Annotated in this window: 13 protein-coding genes and 5 pseudogenes; 6 read left to right on the plus strand and 12 right to left on the minus strand. The window is 47.4% G+C overall.

Annotated features, from left to right (window positions below; genetic code table 11):
• Positions 1–2: 2 nt before the first annotated feature.
• The 5 genes and pseudogenes from TZ48_RS06325 to TZ48_RS06345 all read left to right on the plus strand — a co-directional run bounded on the left by TZ48_RS06325 (position 3) and on the right by TZ48_RS06345 (position 5,074).
• A complete protein-coding gene (locus TZ48_RS06325; RefSeq protein WP_112478618.1) occupies positions 3–782 on the plus strand; it encodes an ABC transporter ATP-binding protein in 780 nt (259 codons plus the stop codon).
• A gap of 52 nt (positions 783–834) precedes the next feature.
• Positions 835–1,562 (plus strand): annotated as a pseudogene (locus TZ48_RS06330) (ABC transporter permease); the annotation flags it as partial.
• A 17-nt stretch (positions 1,563–1,579) separates the two neighbouring features.
• Positions 1,580–2,527 (plus strand): ABC transporter substrate-binding protein, encoded by a 948-nt coding sequence (locus TZ48_RS06335; protein WP_112478619.1) that lies wholly within the window; start codon positions 1,580–1,582, stop codon positions 2,525–2,527.
• 8 nt (positions 2,528–2,535) lie between these two features.
• Positions 2,536–3,198 (plus strand): thiaminase II, encoded by a 663-nt coding sequence (tenA, locus tag TZ48_RS06340; protein WP_112478620.1) that lies wholly within the window; start codon positions 2,536–2,538, stop codon positions 3,196–3,198.
• 330 nt (positions 3,199–3,528) lie between these two features.
• Positions 3,529–5,074: pseudogene (locus TZ48_RS06345) on the plus strand (alanine/glycine:cation symporter family protein).
• An 85-nt stretch (positions 5,075–5,159) separates the two neighbouring features.
• On the opposite strand, the gene TZ48_RS06350 reads toward TZ48_RS06345, so the two are convergent.
• The 3 genes and pseudogenes from TZ48_RS06350 to guaB form a co-directional block, all read right to left on the minus strand.
• Positions 5,160–5,753, minus strand: coding sequence for an acetate uptake transporter (locus TZ48_RS06350; protein ID WP_112460970.1), 594 nt, complete (start codon positions 5,751–5,753; stop codon positions 5,160–5,162).
• 211 nt (positions 5,754–5,964) lie between these two features.
• Positions 5,965–7,518 (minus strand): glutamine-hydrolyzing GMP synthase, encoded by a 1,554-nt coding sequence (gene guaA / locus TZ48_RS06355; RefSeq protein ID WP_112478621.1) that lies wholly within the window; start codon positions 7,516–7,518, stop codon positions 5,965–5,967.
• 152 nt (positions 7,519–7,670) lie between these two features.
• Positions 7,671–9,133, minus strand: a pseudogene (gene guaB / locus TZ48_RS06360) (IMP dehydrogenase).
• A 207-nt stretch (positions 9,134–9,340) separates the two neighbouring features.
• Between guaB and xseA the strand changes: the two are divergent.
• A pseudogene (gene xseA / locus TZ48_RS06365) lies at positions 9,341–10,628 on the plus strand (exodeoxyribonuclease VII large subunit); the annotation flags it as partial.
• Positions 10,629–10,732: 104 nt separating this feature from the next.
• On the opposite strand, the gene TZ48_RS06370 reads toward xseA, so the two are convergent.
• The 9 genes and pseudogenes from TZ48_RS06370 to rodZ form a co-directional block, all read right to left on the minus strand.
• Positions 10,733–10,963 carry a zinc ribbon domain-containing protein gene (locus tag TZ48_RS06370; protein ID WP_112460972.1) on the minus strand — a complete coding sequence of 77 codons (231 nt, stop codon included), beginning with the start codon at positions 10,961–10,963 and terminating at the stop codon, positions 10,733–10,735.
• Positions 10,964–11,090: 127 nt separating this feature from the next.
• Entirely contained in the window at positions 11,091–12,125 is a 1,035-nt protein-coding gene (locus TZ48_RS06375) for a sensor domain-containing diguanylate cyclase (protein ID WP_112478622.1), read from the minus strand.
• Between the two features lie 371 nt (positions 12,126–12,496).
• A complete protein-coding gene (locus TZ48_RS06380; RefSeq protein ID WP_112478623.1) occupies positions 12,497–13,363 on the minus strand; it encodes an alanyl-tRNA editing protein in 867 nt (288 codons plus the stop codon).
• Between the two features lie 76 nt (positions 13,364–13,439).
• Positions 13,440–14,927: a ribosome biogenesis GTPase Der gene (gene der / locus TZ48_RS06385; protein WP_112460975.1), complete on the minus strand. Its 1,488-nt coding sequence runs from the start codon at positions 14,925–14,927 to the stop codon at positions 13,440–13,442.
• 174 nt (positions 14,928–15,101) lie between these two features.
• Positions 15,102–16,258: pseudogene (gene bamB / locus TZ48_RS06390) on the minus strand (outer membrane protein assembly factor BamB).
• Between the two features lie 12 nt (positions 16,259–16,270).
• Positions 16,271–16,885 carry a YfgM family protein gene (locus TZ48_RS06395; protein WP_112478624.1) on the minus strand — a complete coding sequence of 205 codons (615 nt, stop codon included), beginning with the start codon at positions 16,883–16,885 and terminating at the stop codon, positions 16,271–16,273.
• A 79-nt stretch (positions 16,886–16,964) separates the two neighbouring features.
• On the minus strand, positions 16,965–18,233 hold the full coding sequence (hisS, locus tag TZ48_RS06400) for a histidine--tRNA ligase (protein ID WP_112478625.1): 1,269 nt from the start codon (positions 18,231–18,233) through the stop codon (positions 16,965–16,967).
• Between the two features lie 26 nt (positions 18,234–18,259).
• Positions 18,260–19,384, minus strand: coding sequence for a flavodoxin-dependent (E)-4-hydroxy-3-methylbut-2-enyl-diphosphate synthase (gene ispG / locus TZ48_RS06405; protein WP_112478626.1), 1,125 nt, complete (start codon positions 19,382–19,384; stop codon positions 18,260–18,262).
• 8 nt (positions 19,385–19,392) lie between these two features.
• The gene (rodZ, locus tag TZ48_RS06410; protein ID WP_112478627.1) at positions 19,393–20,334 is read right to left on the minus strand and encodes a cytoskeleton protein RodZ; all 942 of its coding nucleotides are present in this window, start codon (positions 20,332–20,334) and stop codon (positions 19,393–19,395) included.
• Positions 20,335–20,811 lie beyond the last annotated feature (477 nt).

The following is a 20,811-nucleotide window of genomic DNA, read 5'->3' on the forward strand; positions in this document are numbered from 1 at the left end:
CGATGACACCTATTCGCATACAAGGCGCGACCCTAACTTATCTAGGAGATAAGGCGCCAATATTTTCTGAACTCAACGTAGAGTTTAATGCCGCTACTTGGACCGCAATACTTGGCCCAAGTGGCTGCGGAAAATCAACGCTACTGCGCTATTTAGCAGGGCTACTTAGCGTCAAAGTCGACTTTCGTGCTGCAGAGTTTACACCCGCTCTAAGCGAACTTTCCGGGCAAGTCGCCTATATGGCGCAGCAAGATCTCCTGCTGCCTTGGCTCAGCGTTATCGACAATGTGTGCCTCGCTTCTAGGCTCAATGGTAACAAGGTCGATGACCCCACTCGCCAAAAAGCGCTTTCACTGCTTGAGCAAGTGGGTTTAGTCGAGAGGGCTGCGGCAAAGCCTGCGGAGCTGTCCGGCGGTCAGCGCCAACGCGTTGCACTTGCTCGCACATTAATGCAAGACAAACCCGTGGTATTGATGGATGAGCCATTCTCTGCTCTTGATGCAGTCACACGTCATAAGTTGCAGGCGCTTGCTGCAGCTTTACTCAAAGACAAAACCGTATTGCTTATTACCCACGATCCTCAAGAAGCGCTGCGATTGGGAGAACAGATCTTGGTAATGAACGGCACGCCAGCCAGGCTGCATAGCATAGCGCCTCCCAAGCAAGCAATCCCTCGCAGTATCGACGGTGAGTTTGCTGAAATTCAGCAATCCATTCTCGAGCATTTAGCGCGAGTACCGACCGATAACACGCCTGGAGGCTCACATGACGCCACTCGCTGATATCGCGACTCGAAGTCACAAGCAAGCTTCGAAGCAGGGGTTGAGTGCCATGATGCGAGTACTCATCAGCTTGGTGATCATATTGGCACTCTGGAAAGGTATTGTTGTTATTTTCGAGATGCCCAGCTTCATCCTACCCGCTCCAGAGGCTGTGTTTATCAAGCTTGTAGAGCGTCATGATGTCTTACTCAAACATACTTGGGTCACCAGTCAGGAGATTTTACTCGGGCTGCTACTCGGACTTTCTATGGGTCTGTTCTTTGCCTTGCAAATGCTGCTGTTTCAGCCGGTAAAACGTTGGCTACTACCGATACTCATTACCAGCCAAGCCATCCCAGTATTCGCGCTCGCGCCAATTTTAATGCTTTGGTTTGGTTATGGGATAGCCTCTAAGGTGGTTATGGCAGCGCTGATCATCTTCTTTCCGGTCACCACTTGCTGCTACGACGGGTTACGAAATACGCCGACTGGTTATCTAGATCTTTCGCAAACGATGGGCGCAAGCCGCTGGCGTCAGCTTTGGCATATCCGCTCCCTGCTTCTTTACCCGTGCTTGCCTCAGGCATTCGCGTCGCTGTTGTAGTTGCTCCCATTGGCGCAGTCGCTGGTGAGTGGGTAGGTTCTAGCGAAGGGCTCGGCTATCTCATGCTCCAAACCAATGCTCGCATGCTCATTGATGAAATGTTTGCTGCGCTGTTTATTTTGGCGGCGGTGTCCGTCTCTCTTTACTTCATTACCGACTGGGCGCTAAAGCGTCTGATCCCTTGGGAAAATAACTAAAGTCAAAAGGAAAACACATGACATTCACCTCTAAGAAAGCTGTGGCTGCACTGCTCACTGCCATGACCACATTCGCGGCCAACGCAGCAGATAAGTCTATCACGTTGATGCTTGACTGGTTCGTCAACCCAAACCATGGTCCGATTGTGATTGCCAAAGAGCGCGGCTATTTTGAGGAACAAGGCCTTGAAGTCAACATCCAAGAACCCGCCGACCCGAGCACACCAGCCAAACTCGTTGCTGCTGGCAAAGTGGATATGGCGGTGTCTTACCAGACCAGTCTCACCATTGATGTGGCTGCCGGACTGCCACTAATTCGTAGCGCCACGCTTATCGCTACCCCGCTCAATACTATGATGGTGTTGGACAATGGCAAGATTAACTCTCTCGGCGATCTCAAAGGCAAAAAAATAGGTATCGCTATCGCTGGCAATGAGGAAGCGACCATTGGCACTATGCTAAAAACGGAGGGTGTTGAGTACAAAGATGTTCAGATCATCAATGTAGGTTGGGCGCTGTCATCGTCATTGGCATCTGGCAAGGTGGATGCGATTTGGGGCGGTCTACGAAACTTCGAAACTAACCAACTAGAGCTGGAAGGCTTCAAACCAAAAGCGTTTTTCCCTGAAGAACATGGCGTGCCAACCTATGAAGAGTTGGTGTTTGTGGCGAATGCAAACAGCTATGACAAAGAGGCGATTGCCAAGTTTAACCGCGCGATTGAAAAAGCGACAACTTACATCGTCAATCACCCTCAAGCGTCTTGGAAGGAATTTGTTGCTTACGCACCAGACACACTGAACAACGAACTGAACAAACGAGCATGGCGCGACACCCTCACTCGATTTGCACTTCGTCCATCGGCTGTTGATGCCGCCAAATACGATGCGTTCACCGAGTTTATGTACCAACACAAGATCATCTCTAACAAGCCGACTGCCCAAACAATGGTGCCGGTACTTTAGGAGCAACTATGAACCACCAAGATCTTATCAATGCTTGCCGTGCAGAATGGCAAGGCTACACCGAGCATGAATTTGTACAGCAGCTCGCTAAAGGTCAACTTGAGCAGAAAGCCTACTTGCACTACCTCAAGCAAGACTTTCTATTTCTCAAGCAGTATGCAAGAGCCTATGCGCTGGCTATCTATAAAGCGAAAACGCTGACGCAAATGCGAGAAGCTGTACCGAGCGTGGCGGCACTTCTTGAGTCTGAAATTGGTCATCACGTCGCCTATTGCAGTCAATGGGGCATCACCGAAGCCGATATGGAAGCGGAAACGGAAGACTTTGGTACCGTGGCTTATACACGCTATGTGCTCGATGCCGGCATGACAGGTGAGCTTGTCGATCTTTACGCGGCACTCGCCCCTTGTGCGATTGGCTACGCTGTTATCGGTAAAGCGTTGATTGAGTCGCCAACAACGGTATTGGAAGGCAACCCCTATCGCAGTTGGATTGAGCTTTATGCGGGTGAAGATTTTCAATCCGGGGTTCAGGTGAGTATTCAACGTTTAGACAAACTACTCAAAGAGATTGAGCTCGATAGCCAAAGAGGCCAAGAACTCATACAAGTGTTTAAAACGGCCACAAGAATGGAAATTGCCTTTTGGCAGCAAGGTCTTGATACAAAATAAACCCTCAATGCCGACCCTATGGTCGGCATTTTTTCATCTCCCTACCGGTCACTTAACAAACAAAAATCACATCCACAAGCCCCACTTCGGATTTTGTGCCCAAAGTCACGCGTTAACACAATATTTACAACCAAGATTAACATTAGCAACAAAGTTGGTTAGGATGTCGTCTCGTGTTTGTAAGGTTCAAACACTTCGCGCTTACCTTTGTCATGCTTTTCGTGCAAGCAAGGACGATTGATAAAGGATGAGCATCAACAAATGATGTCGAACAATCAGACCATGAGTCGCTGAGCTTCGACCTCATCCCAAGCTTTACAGGGAAGAACTATGCAGTCTTTAGTTGATTTTTTAAATGGGATTATCTGGAGTCCCGCTCTTATTTATTTATGTCTTGGTGCTGGCCTTTTCTACTCCATTCTTACTCGATTTGTACAAGTCCGTCATTTCTTCGAAATGTGGCGCCTACTACTATCAGGTAAGAGCTCAGAGAAAGGGATCTCATCGTTCCAAGCACTGGCCGTTTCGCTGTCTGGACGCGTCGGTACAGGTAACATCGCAGGTGTGGCTGCGGCGATCGGTTTTGGTGGTCCTGGTGCGGTTTTCTGGATGTGGATGGTGGCCTTCTTTGGTGCTGCAACAGCCTACATCGAATCAACACTCGCGCAGATCTATAAAGAGGAAGATCGTGGCGAGTTCCGTGGTGGTCCGGCTTACTACATTGAAAAAGCCATGGGTCAAAAGTGGTACGCGTGGATCTTCGCAATTGCGACTATCTTTGCATGCGGTGTGCTTCTTCCAGGCGTTCAATCGAACAGTATTGGTAACGCCGTGGAAACGGCCTTTGGCACAGGCGCAATGATTGAAACAGCGATCGGTACCATCAGTTTTGCCAAAATTTTCACTGGCGCTGTCATCTCTATCATTCTTGCTTCATCATCTTCGGTGGCGTAAAACGTATCGCGCATTTCACCCAAATCGTTGTTCCTTTCATGGCGCTGGCTTACATAATCATTGCATTTGTGATCATTCTTCTAAACATCGGTGAAGTGCCACGTATCGTGGGTATGATCATCGGCGATGCTTTCACGCCAATGGCTGGCTTTGGTGCTGCAATTGGTTGGGGGTTAAGCGCGGCGTATACTCTAACGAAGCGGGGCAAGGTACCGGTCCTCACGCAGCGGCAGCAGCAAACGTTGATCACCCTGCGCAGCAAGGTCTGGTTCAGTCTTTCTCTATCTACATCGATACCCTGCTGGTTTGTTCTGCAACGGCATTTATGATTCTAATCACTGGCGCGTACAACGTACACGGTCCTGAAAGCACATTCTTGGTTCAAAACCTTGCTGAAACCATTGGTGCTAACGGCCCTGCGTTCACTCAGCTAGCGATTGAAAGTACTATGCCTGGCGTTGGTAAGCTGTTCATTGCGTTCGCGTTGTTCTTCTTCGCCTTTACCACTATCTTGGCGTACTACTACATTGCAGAAACCAATATTGCTTACATTCGTCGTACCTTTAAGTTAAACGGCCTGATGTTCTTATTGAAGCTGGTTCTGATCACCTCGGTATTCTACGGCACGGTGAAAGCTGCGAACCTAGCTTGGGCGATGGGTGATGTCGGTGTAGGTCTCATGGCGTGGCTAAACATTGTCGGCATCTTGATTATCTTCTTCATCGCGAAACCAGCTATCGTGGCACTTAAAGACTACGAGAAGCAGCAAAAACAAGGGGTTGAAGAGTATACGTTTAACCCAGTTGCACTTGGTATCAAAAACGCAGATTACTGGGAAGGTCGATACGAGCGTAAAACAGGTAAAAAGCCTGAAGCGGCTCAAGAAACGGATTCTGCGTCGACTCAGACACAGACATCATAATTAGAGTTAGTGATCGCATAAAGAAAAAGGGGTAGCTTAGCTACCCCTTTTGTCATTCACTGTTCCCGAATGAATGAAACTTAAATTATGCTGCCACTTCGTGTGCAGAAGCTACTGGCGCTTTTTTCTCACCGATAGGCAAAATAGTGCGGCCGTACTCATTGTTCAGTACTTGAGCCATAGCGAAGTAAATCGCACTCGCGCCACAGAAAATGCCTTCAAAGCCTGCGATGGTACCAATCAATTCACTACCGAAGAAATCACGCGCTGCTAGCAAGAAGAATAGGATAGTTAGTGAACCAAACACTACTTGCTTAGCCACTGGGTAGCAAAGTGAACCAATAAACATGAAACCCGTAAACACGCCCCAAAGCAGTAGGTACCAACCCATGAACTTCGCAGGGCTTGCTGGAAGACCCATGTAAGGCATCACAATAATACCTACAAGCGTCAACCAGAATAGACCGTACGATGTGAACGCAGTGGTGCCGAAAGTGTCGCCACGTTTAAAGCACATCATGCCAACAAACACTTGGCTTAGACCGCCATAGAAAATACCCATCGCCAGGATCATCGAGTCAATTGGGAAGAAACCTGCATTGTGGATGTTAAGTAGGATGGTGGTCATACCAAAACCCATTAGGCCAAGCGGCGCTGGGTTCGCGAGTTTGTTAGACATTGTCAAAGAGCCCTAAATTCAAAATTAGTGGTAAAAGTTACAGAAAAATTTTAATCCAAAATATGAATGTTGAGCAGATCTATTATTTGCAATCTAAGTTTTACAGATTGCATATCTAATATAAGAAGTTTCTGATAGGCATAAAAAAAGCCGACGTAATGTCGGCTTTGTACTGTCAGTCATTGTCTTAATTGACGCAGTCTATCGAGGATTATTCCCACTCGATAGTTGCAGGTGGCTTACCAGAGATGTCGTAAACCACGCGCGAGATACCGTCTACTTCATTGATGATACGGTTAGAAACCTTACCTAGGAAGTCGTATGGTAGGTGCGCCCAGTGAGCCGTCATGAAGTCGATAGTCTCAACAGCACGTAGAGAAACTACCCAGTCGTATTTACGGCCATCGCCCATTACACCTACAGAACGCACAGGTAGGAATACCGTGAACGCTTGAGATACCTTGTGGTAAAGGTCTGCATTGTGCAACTCTTCAATGAAGATAGCATCAGCACGGCGCAGTAGATCACAGTACTCTTTCTTGATTTCGCCAAGTACACGTACACCTAGGCCTGGACCTGGGAATGGGTGACGATAAAGCATGTTGTATGGAAGACCTAGCTCTAGACCGATCTTACGTACTTCGTCTTTGAATAGCTCGCGTAGCGGCTCAACCAGACCCATTTCCATATCATCAGGAAGACCACCCACGTTGTGGTGAGACTTGATGACGTGTGCTTTACCTGTTTTCGATGCTGCAGATTCAATAACATCTGGGTAGATAGTACCTTGAGCCAACCACTTCGCGTTTTTTAGCTTCTTCGACTCTTCGTCGAATACGTCTACGAATACGTGACCGATAGTCTTACGCTTCTCTTCTGGATCAGACTTGCCTTCAAGTGCTGCAAGGAAACGCTCTTCTGCATCTACCTTGATGATGTTTAGGCCGAACTTGTCGCCAAACATCTCCATCACTTGCTCGCCTTCGTTTAGACGAAGTAGACCGTTGTCTACAAATACACACGTCAGTTTGTCGCCGATAGCGCGGTGAACAAGCATCGCCACTACTGATGAGTCAACACCGCCAGACAGACCTAGAATTACTTCATCGTCGCCCACTTGCTCTTTAATGCGAGCAACCGCGTCTTCAATGATAGAACCAGGCGTCCATAGACGCTCACAGCCACAAGCGCCAAGAACGAAGTTCTCTAGCATTTGTAGGCCTTGCTTAGTGTGTGTCACTTCTGGGTGGAACTGAACACCGTAGTATTTCTTCTCTTCGTTTGCCATTGCTGCGTACGGACAGGTATCCGTCTCACCAACTTTTACGAAGTCTGCTGGGATTTCAACAACTTTGTCGCCGTGGCTCATCCAAACATCTTGAGTTTCTTCAAGATCTTTAAAGATTGCAGAGTCACCAGATACTTTAACTTGTGCGTAGCCAAATTCACGCTCGTTAGAGCCCGCTACTTTACCGCCCAGCTGCTCAGCCATGGTTTGCATGCCGTAGCACACGCCAAGAACTGGAACACCTGAATCAAATACGTACTGAGGAGCACGTGGAGAGTTGTCTTCCGTAACGCTTTCTGGACCACCAGATAGGATGATACCGTCTGGGTTGAATTCACGAATATCCGCTTCTTCTACGTCCCAGCTCCACAGTTCACAGTAAACACCGATTTCACGAACACGACGTGCTACTAGCTGCGTGTATTGAGAACCGAAGTCTAGGATCAGAATTCGTTGGTCATGAATATTTTTCGTCATTTTGGGCAATCTTATCAGCTAAGTGTTGAAAACGGAGGCGAGTTTACCCGCCTCTTATCTTTGCTTCAAGGAAAAAAGCAAACGTTTACGTAGGATTTATTTCACTACGTTATCGCTAGTAACCTAAGTGGTTAATTAACCTAAACGATTAATTAACCCAAACGGTAGTTAGGCGCTTCCTTGGTGATTTGAACATCGTGTACGTGAGATTCGTTTAGGCCTGCACCAGAGATGCGAACGAATTCTGCTTTAGTACGCATGTCTTCGATAGTCGCAGAGCCAGTTAGACCCATGCTTGAACGAAGACCACCCATTTGCTGGTGAACGATCTCTTTTAGGCGACCTTTGTAAGCAATACGACCTTCGATACCCTCTGGAACCAGCTTGTCAGCCGCGTTGTCAGATTGGAAGTAACGGTCAGAAGAGCCTTGAGACATTGCGCCAAGTGAACCCATACCGCGGTAAGCTTTGTATGAACGACCTTGGTAAAGGATAACTTCACCCGGAGCTTCTTCAGTACCAGCGAACATTGAGCCAACCATGACACAAGATGCGCCAGCTACGATAGCTTTACAGATATCACCTGAGAAACGGATACCGCCGTCAGCGATAACTGGAATGCCATACTCTTCAGCTGCTGAAGCCGCGTCTGAAATCGCTGTGATTTGAGGTACACCAACACCCGTTACGATACGAGTTGTACAGATAGAACCAGGACCGATACCGACTTTAACTGCGCTTACGCCAGCTTCAATCAGAGCTTTAGCGCCTGCCGCTGTCGCCACGTTACCACCGATGATGTCAAGATCTGGGTAGCTGCGCGAGTTTCGCGGATACGGTTTAGAACACCTTCAGAGTGACCGTGTGAAGAGTCGATAAGTAGAACGTCAACACCCGCTTCAACAAGCGCTTTAACACGTTCTTCGTTACCAGCGCCAGCACCAACTGCAGCACCAACACGTAGACGACCTTGTGCATCTTTACATGCGTTAGGCTTACGTTCTGCTTTGTGGAAGTCTTTTGCTGTGATCATACCGGTTAGTTGGAACTCGTCGTTTACAACCAGTACCTTCTCAACACGTGCGCGGTGCATCTCTTCTTGTACTTCTTCACGAGAAGCACCTTCTTTAACAGAGGCTAGACGCTCTTTTGGCGTCATTACTGCTTCTACTTTCTTAGAAAGGTCAGTAACAAAGCGAACATCACGACCAGTGATGATGCCTACAAGCTCGTTGTTTTCAGCAACAACAGGGAAACCAGCGAAGCCGTGCTTATCAGTCAGCGCAACCACGTCAGCGATAGATGCGTCTGGGCTAACCGTTACTGGGTTAGTCACCACACCTGCTTCAAAGATTTTAACTAGACGAACCTGCTCAGCTTGTTGCTCGATAGACATGTTCTTGTGGATAAAGCCAATGCCACCTTCTTGGGCTAGCGCGATCGCAAGACGCGCTTCTGTCACTGTGTCCATAGACGCAGAGATCATTGGAATATTCAGAGTGATATTCTTGGTCAGCCGAGTGCGAAGATCAGCTGTGTTTGGGAGAACGGTGGAGTGAGCTGGAACGAGTAGTACATCATCGAACGTCAGCGCTTCTTTGGCAATTCTTAGCATTTGCAATATCTCACAATAGAGGAGTTTAAAGGATAATCCGCCCTTATCGTTTCGCATAATAAGGTGATTTGGATTAGATATTGCGGTGGGATTATACGCCCGACGAAATCGCTTGGCTACACATTTTTCTATTTTTTATTTGCATTTACCCCCTTGATATGTATTATATTGCCGCTAATTTCCATACTCACGTCTTTGAGATTAGCTGTGTCCCTATCCCCGCGATCTACTTCTCATTCATCTTCTTCCAATCAGAACATTTACACGGTCTCTCGTTTGAATTCCGAAGTACGTTTATTGCTAGAAAATGAAATGGGGATTGTCTGGTTAGTCGGTGAAATCTCTAACTTTTCTGCACCTGTTTCTGGTCACTGGTACCTCACGCTAAAAGACTCTCGCGCTCAAGTTAAGTGCGCTATGTTCCGTGGCAATAATCGCCGAGTGACCTTTAAGCCCGTCAACGGCAATCAAGTATTGGTAAAAGCGCGTCTCTCTTTGTATGAGCCACGTGGTGACTACCAACTGATCATTGAATCGATGCAACCAGAAGGCGATGGCAGACTGCAGCAAGAATTTGAGAAGCTAAAAATGTCGCTGGCGGCTGAGGGGTTATTCTCACAGTCACTGAAAAAGCCTCTGCCCTCTCATCCTAAACGCGTGGGTATCATCACTTCTAAAACCGGTGCCGCGCTGTTCGATATTCTCGATGTCCTGAAAAGACGTGACCCATCACTGCCTGTCGTTATCTACCCAACAACGGTTCAAGGTGATGCGGCGGCGATTGAGATTGCGCAAGCAATTGGACGTGCCAATAGTCGTAACGAGTGTGATGTGTTGATTGTCGGTCGAGGCGGTGGCTCACTGGAAGATTTATGGTGCTTCAACCATGAAATCGTGGCGAGAACTATTGCTGCAAGTCAGATCCCTATCATTAGTGCCGTCGGGCATGAAATTGATGTCACTATAGCCGATTATGTTGCCGATGTCCGTGCGCCAACACCAAGTGCAGCCGCGGAGCTAGTTAGCAATGACACGTCACATAAGCACGAGACACTTAAGAGCCGCGAGCAAAGACTGCGCAATACCATGCAGATTTACCTTGCTCAGCAAAAACAGCAATTTTCAGCGCTGACACAATCGCTAAATAGTCATCACCCAAAACATCAGCTGCAAAGACAAAGTCAGCTTCTGGATGAGTTTGAATATCGCTTGAGTGCGGCGATGAAACAACGTTTGTCACAAGAAGCTCTGCGTCTTAACAATAAGCAGCATCGATTGATGGCGCTGTCTCCAGACCGTCAATTGGAAAAGCAATCAAACCGACTGATTCAATTGCAAGCTCGACTCAAACAAGCGATACAGAAACAGCTCGATACTGCCAAGCATCAGTTCGCCGTTACAGCAGGAAAACTGGATACCGTCAGCCCACTCGCGACGCTACAACGCGGGTATTCGATTACTCAAGACAGCAATGGTCAGGTGATCACAAATGCCAACAATGTCGAAGTCGGTAGTACCATAACGACGAAACTCGATAACGGTGTTATCGAGTCTCAGGTTATTCGTACAGGGGATATTGGCTAATCTAGCCAGACTTGCCTAGTCCAAAGCCTCAAAGACAAATTTCACTCGGGACTTGGATTTGAGCTCATTGCAGCTATTACAAAAGTAGCTCGCAGAGCCACACGCCTGTAACTTCTCTAACTCAGCGTCACAATCGGGACAAAAACCGATCTTTTTGTAGTGGCGTTGACAATCACTACAGTGATACTGACCATCCCAATCTAATTCTTGATGACACGTCGGACAGTTATTTTGTGTATTTGTCATGACTCGTACCTATATTAGCAATATTTAATATTAGCATCATACGACTTTCATTGCAGACAACGCATTGATGCTAATCAAAATCACCTTTCAGTCTTGGCTCTGTCTAAATACTCCGTCCACTCTGGAGCTAAGAAGCAAGCATTTGAGAATACGTGGTCATTGGGACGGTGCGTCGGTTGCGTCGTTTCACCTTGTACATCTCAGCATCCGCTTTACGGATCAACTTGTCCATCGGCAAATCAGAGCAACACTCTTTGGTAGCAAAACCTACACTAACAGAGATATTGGTCTCTTCCAGTGTCACTGGCTTATTCAATTCGCTACTCAGAGTCTCATAGAACTCTCGAGCCCCCTCTTCGCTTGGAAAACAGCAAAATGCCAAGAACTCATCGCCACCATAACGACCGAGAACCGCTTGAGGCGGCAGTATCGCTTTGAGTTCTTTCGCCACCGCTTTTAGTACTTTATCACCAAAGTAATGACCGTATTCGTCGTTCACCTGTTTAAACTTGTCGATGTCGACAAAAAAGCAGCCCAGTATATTTCCATCGAAGCAATGACTCTTCTCGACTCTCTCAAGAAGCTCACGTCGATTTAAACAGTGTGTGAGAGGATCCATCTGAGCTTGGAAAGTGAGCTTGTCTTCAAGCGCATATTTCTCAAGCGCCACCGAATATACTGCGGCAAGTGATTCTAACACCTCCACCTCAATGGCTTCCGGCGTCGCTGTGCTGTTACTATAGAGAGCAAACGTCCCTAAACAATGTTGCTGTGTAGAAATAACGGGCACCGACCAACAGGCTCGAATATCAGCAGAAGCTGCCAGCTCTGTGTACGGTTGCCAGTTACAGTGCTGTGTCACATCTTCAACGATCACTGAGCGCTTTAGAAAAGCGGCGGCGCCACAGGATCCAACACGCTCACCGATAGCGATGCCATCTATGGCCTCATTGTATGCAATGGGCAGGTTGGGCGCTGCCACTGTGTGCAAACAATGGGTTTCTTCATCCAATGATAAAATTGAAACTCGTTTGTCCGGAAACAAGCGTTCTGTCAGCTTGACTATCCTTGACACTAACTGGGATTGGGGAAGTCCCAGCGCGAGATCCTTTAATAAGTTATTCATGCCTTTATGGGCATCGATCAGCAAGTCTTTATTCATAGTTCGCGTCTTTTTGTTTGCTGCTTTATCACTCTCGCAAAGCGGATAGCAGACTGTTTATTATGCGCTTCAGGCACATACTAACACAGGGGACAGATAGATGAACTATTGACCAAAAGAATATTTGAACGTAATTTAACCTTTAAAGCCTTACATGCGCCGAACAAGGTGATGCAGCGAAAACGATCTTTATATGATCATCTTCAAAAGCTAGCTTGATCAGCGATCTGCTTAAAAAAGAACATTTATATAACCACACACCGAAAGCATAAGTTACATATCCTGTATTTCGATTTTTAACAAAACAAAAATCCAATCTTTAAGTAAAATAAGAGCCCACACAGAGTTTCATAAAAAGATCGTATTTGTCATTATTGAATTACATCGGTGTGCATTTCGATATAGCTCCCATCGATAGCACGCAGCTCAACGTTGATTCTTGAAAACGCTTGTGTCGACGAAATGTGAGTTCCTCCGCAAGGCATGACAACATCTACACCGTCCAAATGACAATGCCAGTAACGAGAACTGGTCAAATAGGGGCCTTCAAGCCTCATCGTTACATCACTTGGTACACTTAGCCAATCTTGCAGTTGCTGATTAACCTTAGTTTCGATATCTGCGAGCTCTTCCAACACTTGTGCGGTATTCAAACCACGCTTTCGCAGCGTCTTGCCCAGTCGATAGTTGTCAAAACAGCGATCTGGCGATACAAAACTCTGCTCTTGAGCATAACTATTAAAATCATAGTGCCCCAAGCCGTCTTTTCGATCGGCATCTTTTCGCCAGTAGGCTAACGCCAAGACTTTATTCAGTGCGAGTGAGGCAATATGACCGGCGCTATGTCCTCGGCTCAGGCTTTGTTGATATTGCTTGTCGACTTGTAGAATCACGCTTTGCTTCTCGGTCAGCTCGGCACCCTTTACAATACGGTGAACGACGACAAATTCCCAACCTTCAGTATCACGCTTAACCGGTATCGACTCTGCAACGTAAAGAACGCCAGTGGCCATTTCAACGGCACCCACTAGACAATCGATAACCTCATAATCAACACCGCTTACCGACAGTGTGCCTTTATCTGCGGGATGATCCGGCCAGATATGACTGACAGGATGAAAAGGCGTCTCTGCGACGACGACGTCACAGTATTGTTCGGTTTGAGAGAGAAGTTGGATCTGACTTTCTAGCGTCCAAACTTGATGGCAAAAGTGCACCTTAGTGGCTGTTATCATCAACCTTTCCTCACGACATAACTTTTATTCAACACAAAAAAACGCCCTCTGATTCAGAGGGCGTCATTACGCTAATGCTTTATTTCTTAGGACGACCTTTCATCATAGTCATCAGGCGCTTACGCTTACGCTCTTGAGAAAGAGTCATCTTACTCGTTTTACCTTCGAACGGGTTGTCACTGCTCTGGAAGTTAATTCGAATTGGCGTCCCCATGATTTCCAATGAACGGCGATAGTAGTTCATCAGGTAGCGCTTGTAAGAATCTGGCAGCTCGTTCACTAGGTTACCGTGAACAACAACGATTGGCGGGTTATAACCACCAGCGTGCGCATACTTCAGCTTCACGCGGCGACCACGAACCATCGGCGGTTGGTGATCTTCTGTTGCCATTTTCATGATGCGAGTCAGTACTGATGTACCTACACGCGTCGTCGCCGACTTGTACGCTTCTTGAACAGATTCGAACAAGTGACCAACGCCTGTGCCGTGAAGCGCAGAGATAAAGTGAATACGGGCAAAATCCACAAAGCCTAGACGACGGTCTAGCTCTTTTTTCACCTGCTCTTTCACGTCTGTATCCAAACCATCCCACTTGTTCACAGCGAGAACAATTGAGCGACCTGCGTTAAGGGCAAAACCTAACAAGCTAAGATCTTGGTCTGAGATATTCTCGCGGGCATCGATAACTACCAATACCACGTTAGCATCTTCAATCGCTTTTAGCGTTTGAACCACTGAGAACTTCTCAACCGTTTCATTGATGCGCTTACGACGACGCACGCCTGCAGTATCAATCAGAACGTATTCACGGCCATCGCGCTCCATCGGGATATAAATGGAGTCACGTGTCGTACCTGGCATGTCATAAACCACCACACGCTCTTCACCAAGAATACGGTTAGTCAGGGTTGATTTACCAACGTTTGGACGACCAATGATCGCCAGTTTAATTGGCTGATCTTGAAGACGCTTGTACTCAGCTTCCGCTTCTTCTTCGGTATAGTCGAGTTTCTCATCTTCCGCATCTTCAAACATGGTCAGGTCTTCGATTTCACCTTCAGTTTCAGAAAGGTGCTCAAAGAAAGGATCCAAGGCGCGGTCAAGCAGAGCGGTCACACCACGGCCATGAGCCGCAGCAATGTGATACATGTTTTCAACACCTAGCTGCCAAAACTCAGCGCTTGCAGCATCAGCATCAATACCATCTACCTTGTTCACAACAAGGAAAGCTGGCTTTTCAATTTTACGTAGGTGGTTGGCAATCGCTTCATCCGCAACCGTCAAACCCGCACGGCCATCCACAAGGAATAGCACGACGTCAGCTTCTTCAATCGCAGCTAACGATTGTTCCGCCATTTTGGTTTCTACACCTTCTTCAGTGCCATCAATACCACCAGTATCGATAACAATGAACTCATTCTCACCCAACTGAGCTTGACCATATTTACGGTCGCGCGTTAGTCCCGGAAAATCCGCTACCAATGCATCACGCGTACGCGTCAGTCTATTAAACAGTGTCGACTTACCCACATTCGGGCGTCCAACTAGGGCAACAACAGGTAACATATTAACCTCTACAATTATTTCTTATTGTAGTTATAGGTAAAAATGCTCTCGTTTTCCTATAACCACAACGTATTCTATCTATCCGAGCTCGAAAAGATCCTTTTGCTTCGCAGCAATAAAACGGCTCCTAACTGAAAATCAGCCAGGAGCCGTTTGTGAATTATATCACGCTTTCTAGTTAATGGTGAGTTTCTTTATTTCACCGTCGCGATTGATGATCACGTAGCCGCCTGGTACCAATGTTGGCCCTACCGCCATGCCGCTGTCATTCGTCATTTGTTGCGCTACAAACTCACCTGTTTGACGATCAAGCCAGTGCAGATAACCTAGGCTGTCACCCACCACAAGGTAACCATCGACAATCACAGGAGCAGTCAACTGACGGTTCTCAAGCTGGCTATTTTCCCAAAGCTCGGTACCACTGCGCGCATCAACGGCAATAACATGATCCGTTTCTGAGATCAAAAACAGGCTGCGGTTGTCCGTGGTCATATCTGTAGCAGAGGAGTAGTTACGCTTCCAGATTGGGTTACCAGAACGAAGATCAATAGAAATCAACTGACCATTGAAGCCCACTGTATACAGCGTGCCGCCTAGGATAATGGGTGAGGAGTCAACATCCACCAAACGGTCAATTTCAGTCGCACCTTTTGGTGTACCCACAGGCTGCTGCCAAATCAGCTGACCACGTTCAATAATGCGGCCGCCAAACGACCATTCGCGGTGCCCCAGAACACACCACCAGACACCGTTGCAGGAGCACTATCACCGCGCAGTGTTAGGTTTGGAACGTCAGTACTGATTGCCCAACGCTCTTCACCAGTGGTTTGTTCTAGAGCCGTTAATACGCCTTGACTCGTGTGCACCATAACAAGACTGGAGTCCGCTACAGGCATCGCCAGAACTTCACCGTTCACTTCTGCTCGCCAAAGCTCTTCACCTGTCTCGACGTCAAGCGCAATCACTTCGCCATTTTCACTGCCGATGTAAAGCTTTTGATAGGCTGCAGCGATGCCACCTGAAAGTCGAGCTGTCACCTCGCCGGTGATATCCACCTGCCAAAGAGTTTTGCCCGTTTCCGGATCCATGGCTTTCACTTCACCTTCACGGCTAGCAACAAACAGCTTGTCATACGCGTAGACCGGAGACAGCTTTGAGAAGAAACTTCCAACGCCATCGCCAATGCTTGAAGACCACTCCGTGCTTGGTGTGAACTCACTTTGCACTTCCGGCAACGGCGCCATAATGATGGTGTCCTCTTCACTCGAACACCCAGCAAGTACACCTAATACCGAGATAGAAAGTAATACCTTTTTAACGAGTCTATTCATCGGCTATAGCCCTTACTTGGCAAGATCATCCAATTTAAGCTGTAGCGCTTGGCTAGCATCTTGTGCTTGCTGCGCTTCGGTGTAAGCGGTATATGCCGCATCACGATCGCCTTCGCGAATCGCGATGTCACCACGAAGCTCTGCCACACGACCAGCCCAGGCTGTGTCCGTGATTTTATCAAGTTCAGCGCGAGCACCCGCGTTGTCACCGGATTCAATCATTAGACGTGCAATACGATAAGTCACTAGCGGAGTAATCGCCGCATCTTTGGTATTGCTTTGCGCCCACTGAAGCTGAGTCAATGCATCTTCAAAGTTGCCTGCTTCCACTTGGGCTTTTGCCAATTGCATTGCTGCTAGAACCGCGTATTCGCTATCTTTGCTGGTATCGATAAATGCTTGTACATCTGCACTTGAGTCTGCGCCTTTTGCGACAATGGACTCAACGGCTTTGCTGTACTGTTCTGATGCTGCTTCCTGAGCTTGGACAACGGAATCTTGATAATAACGCCAGCCAAATAAACCACCTAGACCAACAACAACGCCAAGCACAACGGCTTTGCCGTTCTCTTTCCACCAGTCTTTGATCGCTTCAACTTGTTGTTCTTCAGAATCGTAGAGTTCCACTTCCTGTCCTCTTAAAAGAAATCGTTACCTAAACGAATAGGCAGCTGAAACCTCGCTGCCTATTGTTTTAGGTTTAAACTTAAATAATATCTGCTAATTTAGCGGCTAACTCGGTTTGAGCAACAGTTTCTTGCTCTCCGCCCTGCAAATCTTTGACCACGACCGTATTCTCAGCCACTTCAGTCTCACCAAGCACAAGAGCATATACCGCCCCGACTTTGTCTGCGCGTTTGAATTGTTTCTTGAAGTTACCGCCACCAAAGTGGTTCATTACTCGAATACCTGGGATCGCTTCACGAAGACTTTCAGCAAGCTTCATGCCTGCCATCATAGTGCCTTCACCAGCGGTGACGACATAAACGTCAACACTGCGACGAACGTCAGTCAGTTCAAGCGTTTCCATCATCAGAACCAGACGCTCAAGACCCATAGCGAAGCCAACTGCTGGTGTTGCTTTACCGCCAAGCTGTTCAACAAGGCCGTCGTAACGACCACCGCCACATACAGTGCCTTGAGCACCTAGGCTTTCAGTGATCCACTCGAAAACAGTACGGTTGTAGTAATCCAGGCCACGAACCAAACGTTGGTTAACCGTATATTCGATGCCTGCTGCGTCAAGAAGTTCACATAGACCGGCAAAATGTGCTTTTGATTCTTCATCGAGGTAGTCAGAAAGCTCTGGCGCATCCACCAAGATCGCTTGAACGTCTGGGTTTTTGCTATCCAATACGCGTAATGGGTTGGTGTGCATGCGACGTTTGCTGTCTTCATCCAACACATCAACGTGCTGCTCTAGGTGAGCAATCAGTGCCGTACGGTAGTTAGCGCGCGCTTCTAGAGAACCAATAGAGTTCAGTTCTAGACGAACATGCTTGTCGATACCCAGCTCACGCCAAAGACGCGCGGTCATCATAATAAGTTCAGCGTCAACGTCAGGACCGTTTAGGCCAAATACTTCCACACCACATTGGTGGAACTGACGGTAGCGACCTTTTTGCGGACGCTCGTGACGGAACATTGGACCCATGTACCACAAACGCTGCTCTTGGTTGTAAAGCAGACCGTTTTCAATACCTGCACGAACACAGCCAGCTGTGCCTTCTGGACGCAGTGTTAGGCTATCGCCGTTGCGGTCTTCAAAGGTGTACATCTCTTTCTCAACCACATCAGTCACTTCACCGATAGCACGGCTGAATAGATGGGTCATCTCAACGATTGGCATACGTACTTCGTTGTAGCCATATGCGCTGACCACATGCTTCACTGTATTCTCAACTTTTTGCCAAAGTGGAGATTGTGTTGGGAGGCAGTCGTTCATGCCTCGGATTGCTTGAATAGTTTTTGCCACAGTTTAATACCGTAATTTCGTTGAGATTATTTGTCTTCTACTTGATTGACTTCGATGCGATTCGCGGAATCTAGCATCGACGCTTTCGCTCGAATTTTTGCTTCAAGCTGATTAACGAGGTCATCGTTGTCAAAGCGCTCTTTCTGACGTTTACCGTCTTCATAAAAAGCACTCTTCTTGTTACTGCCCGCTAGGCCAAGATGAGACACTTCGGCTTCACCTGGACCATTCACCACACAGCCAATAATAGACACGTCCATTGGTGTGATCACATCTTCCAAACGCTCTTCTAGTGCGTTGACGGTACCGATCACGTCGAACTCTTGGCGTGAACAGCTTGGACAAGCAATAAAGTTAATGCCGCGAGAGCGGATGCGCAGTGATTTCAAAATGTCGAAACCCACTTTAATTTCTTCTACTGGATTCGCAGCAAGAGAAATACGCAGCGTATCACCGATACCTTCCGCTAACAGCATGCCAAGGCCAACCGATGATTTCACTGAACCGGCACGTGCACCACCCGCTTCCGTAATACCTAGGTGAAGCGGCTGGTCGATTTTCTTAGCAAGTAGGCGGTACGAGTCTACCGCGAGGAATACGTCAGACGCCTTCACGCTCACTTTGAACTGGTCAAAGTTAAGTCGATCAAGAATGTCCACGTGACGCATTGCAGACTCAACCAAAGCCTCTGGTGTTGGTTCACCGTATTTCATCTGGATGTCTTTTTCCAGAGAGCCACCATTGACACCAATACGAATTGGAATGTTCTTATCGCGTGCACAGTCTACGACCGAACGAATACGCTCTTCATTACCAATGTTGCCTGGGTTGATACGCAAGCAATCAACGCCGTATTCAGCCACTTTCAGCGCGATACGGTAGTCGAAGTGAATATCAGCGACCAGCGGAATAGAAACCTGCTTTTTGATCTCACGGAAGGCTTCCGCCGCATCCATGGTAGGAACAGAGACACGAACGATGTCAGCGCCTACGTTTTCCAAAGCTTTGATTTGAGCAACCGTCGCGGCTACATCGGTCGTACGCGTGTTCGTCATTGACTGAACGGCGATAGGTGCGCCATCGCCGATAGGTACATCGCCCACATAAATACGCGTAGAGGGACGACGTTTAATTGGTGATTCGTGATGCATAGTGTTTTCTAAGGTAAGGTGAATCGAGCTACTTTGCCTGAAGTATACCCAGAAAGGTCGACAGGTTCACTCGCTAATGTCATAGAAACCTTCTCAGGCGCGCCTAAAATAACTTTGAAAGGCGCTTTGCCATCCAGACTTAGGTTGTCTCCTGCTTTTTTAATGCCGGTCGACACCGTTTTGCCATCGGCGTCTTTGACTTGGATCCAGCAGTCACCAGAGAACGACATTGTCAGATTAGTCAGTCCATTAGCAGGCTTTGGCTCTGCTACAGCAGGTTCAGTTTGCTCCACCGCCTCAGCAACCTCTATTTCAGCCGGCGCTTCAGTTTGACTAGCCTCAGGTGCTTCGATTTGTGGCTCTTCAGGTGTGGCAACGATCGCAGAGACATCGAGCGTCTTCACTTCGGGCTCCTTGGCAACAAGTTCAGCCTCAAGTGTGGCGATTTTTTCAGTTGCAGGCGCTTCCACTTCAAATGCAGGATCATTGCTCGAAGTGTCCGCGATCTCAGACAAGGTATCTTTTTGTTGGTTTTGCAGCCACCAAACCGAAGAAATACCGATAATAACCACACCAATACCCCAAGTGAGCTTCATGATACGGCTATCGTGTCTTTCTTTATTGGTTTTTTTCGAAAAGCTCTGCATGGGCTGTTCGTAGTGCTGCGCTGCACTATGATTCTCGATGGTGCCGAGCACCTCTTGCTCGTCGATGCCTACTGCTTTTGCGTAGGATCGTAAGTAGCCACGCGTGAACGTTGCGACTTGTTCACCATCGAACTCATTAGATTCTATTTTCTGAATGATCGCGACACGCAAACGCAAACGATCAGCGATTTGTTTCTGCGTAAGACCCAGAGCCTCACGCTTTTGCTTTAGAATGGTACCGGCAAGCATCACTTGCTCGGCTTGCGGTGACTGTTCTGTGGCGTTATTTTGCTCAGTACTCATTGATATTGTACTTCTTATGGTTGTCACTTAGACACGACACGCTTCGTTCGTTATTTTTAATAGGTGTTCGTGGTCTTAGTTTGGTAAATCGCTCGCACTAGCTGTTCAATACAGCATAGTCCCAAATGGCCAACTGCGGCACTTCTCTGTTTGTAAAGCGCTCGATTTTATTATGATTTCTGTCTGACCGATTGAGTTAGCCAGCATCATCTCGATTGGAACTGCTCATCATAGTCGATTCTCCACACGAGTTAAAATGTCCAGAGTAAAAACAGCGCAAATAGTGACATTTTTGATTAAAAATTAACACGACTCATATTTTTCTGGCGACATTTCGTAGTATTTGATTAACGAAAACTATATTTGTTCCGTTATTGTTCAATTATTTATCTAAGAAATGTGGCAAAGATCAGAGTTTGCGAGATGAATTCAAACCGCTGTTTTTACTCTGCTCTGGATACAACAAAGCCAAGTCGA

Source organism: Vibrio variabilis, from assembly GCF_003263785.1.
Lineage (GTDB): Bacteria > Pseudomonadota > Gammaproteobacteria > Enterobacterales > Vibrionaceae > Vibrio > Vibrio variabilis.

Excerpts from the sequence above, each read along its gene's own strand:
- TZ48_RS06325 (WP_112478618.1), top strand. The coding sequence starts at position 3 with ATGACACCTATTCGCATACAAGGCGCGACCCTAACTTATCTAGGAGAT.
- TZ48_RS06335 (WP_112478619.1), top strand. The coding sequence starts at position 1,580 with ATGACATTCACCTCTAAGAAAGCTGTGGCTGCACTGCTCACTGCCATG.
- tenA (WP_112478620.1), top strand. The coding sequence starts at position 2,536 with ATGAACCACCAAGATCTTATCAATGCTTGCCGTGCAGAATGGCAAGGC.
- TZ48_RS06350 (WP_112460970.1), bottom strand. The coding sequence starts at position 5,753 with ATGTCTAACAAACTCGCGAACCCAGCGCCGCTTGGCCTAATGGGTTTT.
- guaA (WP_112478621.1), bottom strand. The coding sequence starts at position 7,518 with ATGACGAAAAATATTCATGACCAACGAATTCTGATCCTAGACTTCGGT.
- TZ48_RS06370 (WP_112460972.1), bottom strand. The coding sequence starts at position 10,963 with ATGACAAATACACAAAATAACTGTCCGACGTGTCATCAAGAATTAGAT.
- TZ48_RS06375 (WP_112478622.1), bottom strand. The coding sequence starts at position 12,125 with ATGAATAAAGACTTGCTGATCGATGCCCATAAAGGCATGAATAACTTA.
- der (WP_112460975.1), bottom strand. The coding sequence starts at position 14,927 with ATGTTACCTGTTGTTGCCCTAGTTGGACGCCCGAATGTGGGTAAGTCG.
- ispG (WP_112478626.1), bottom strand. The coding sequence starts at position 19,384 with ATGCATCACGAATCACCAATTAAACGTCGTCCCTCTACGCGTATTTAT.
- rodZ (WP_112478627.1), bottom strand. The coding sequence starts at position 20,334 with ATGAGTACTGAGCAAAATAACGCCACAGAACAGTCACCGCAAGCCGAG.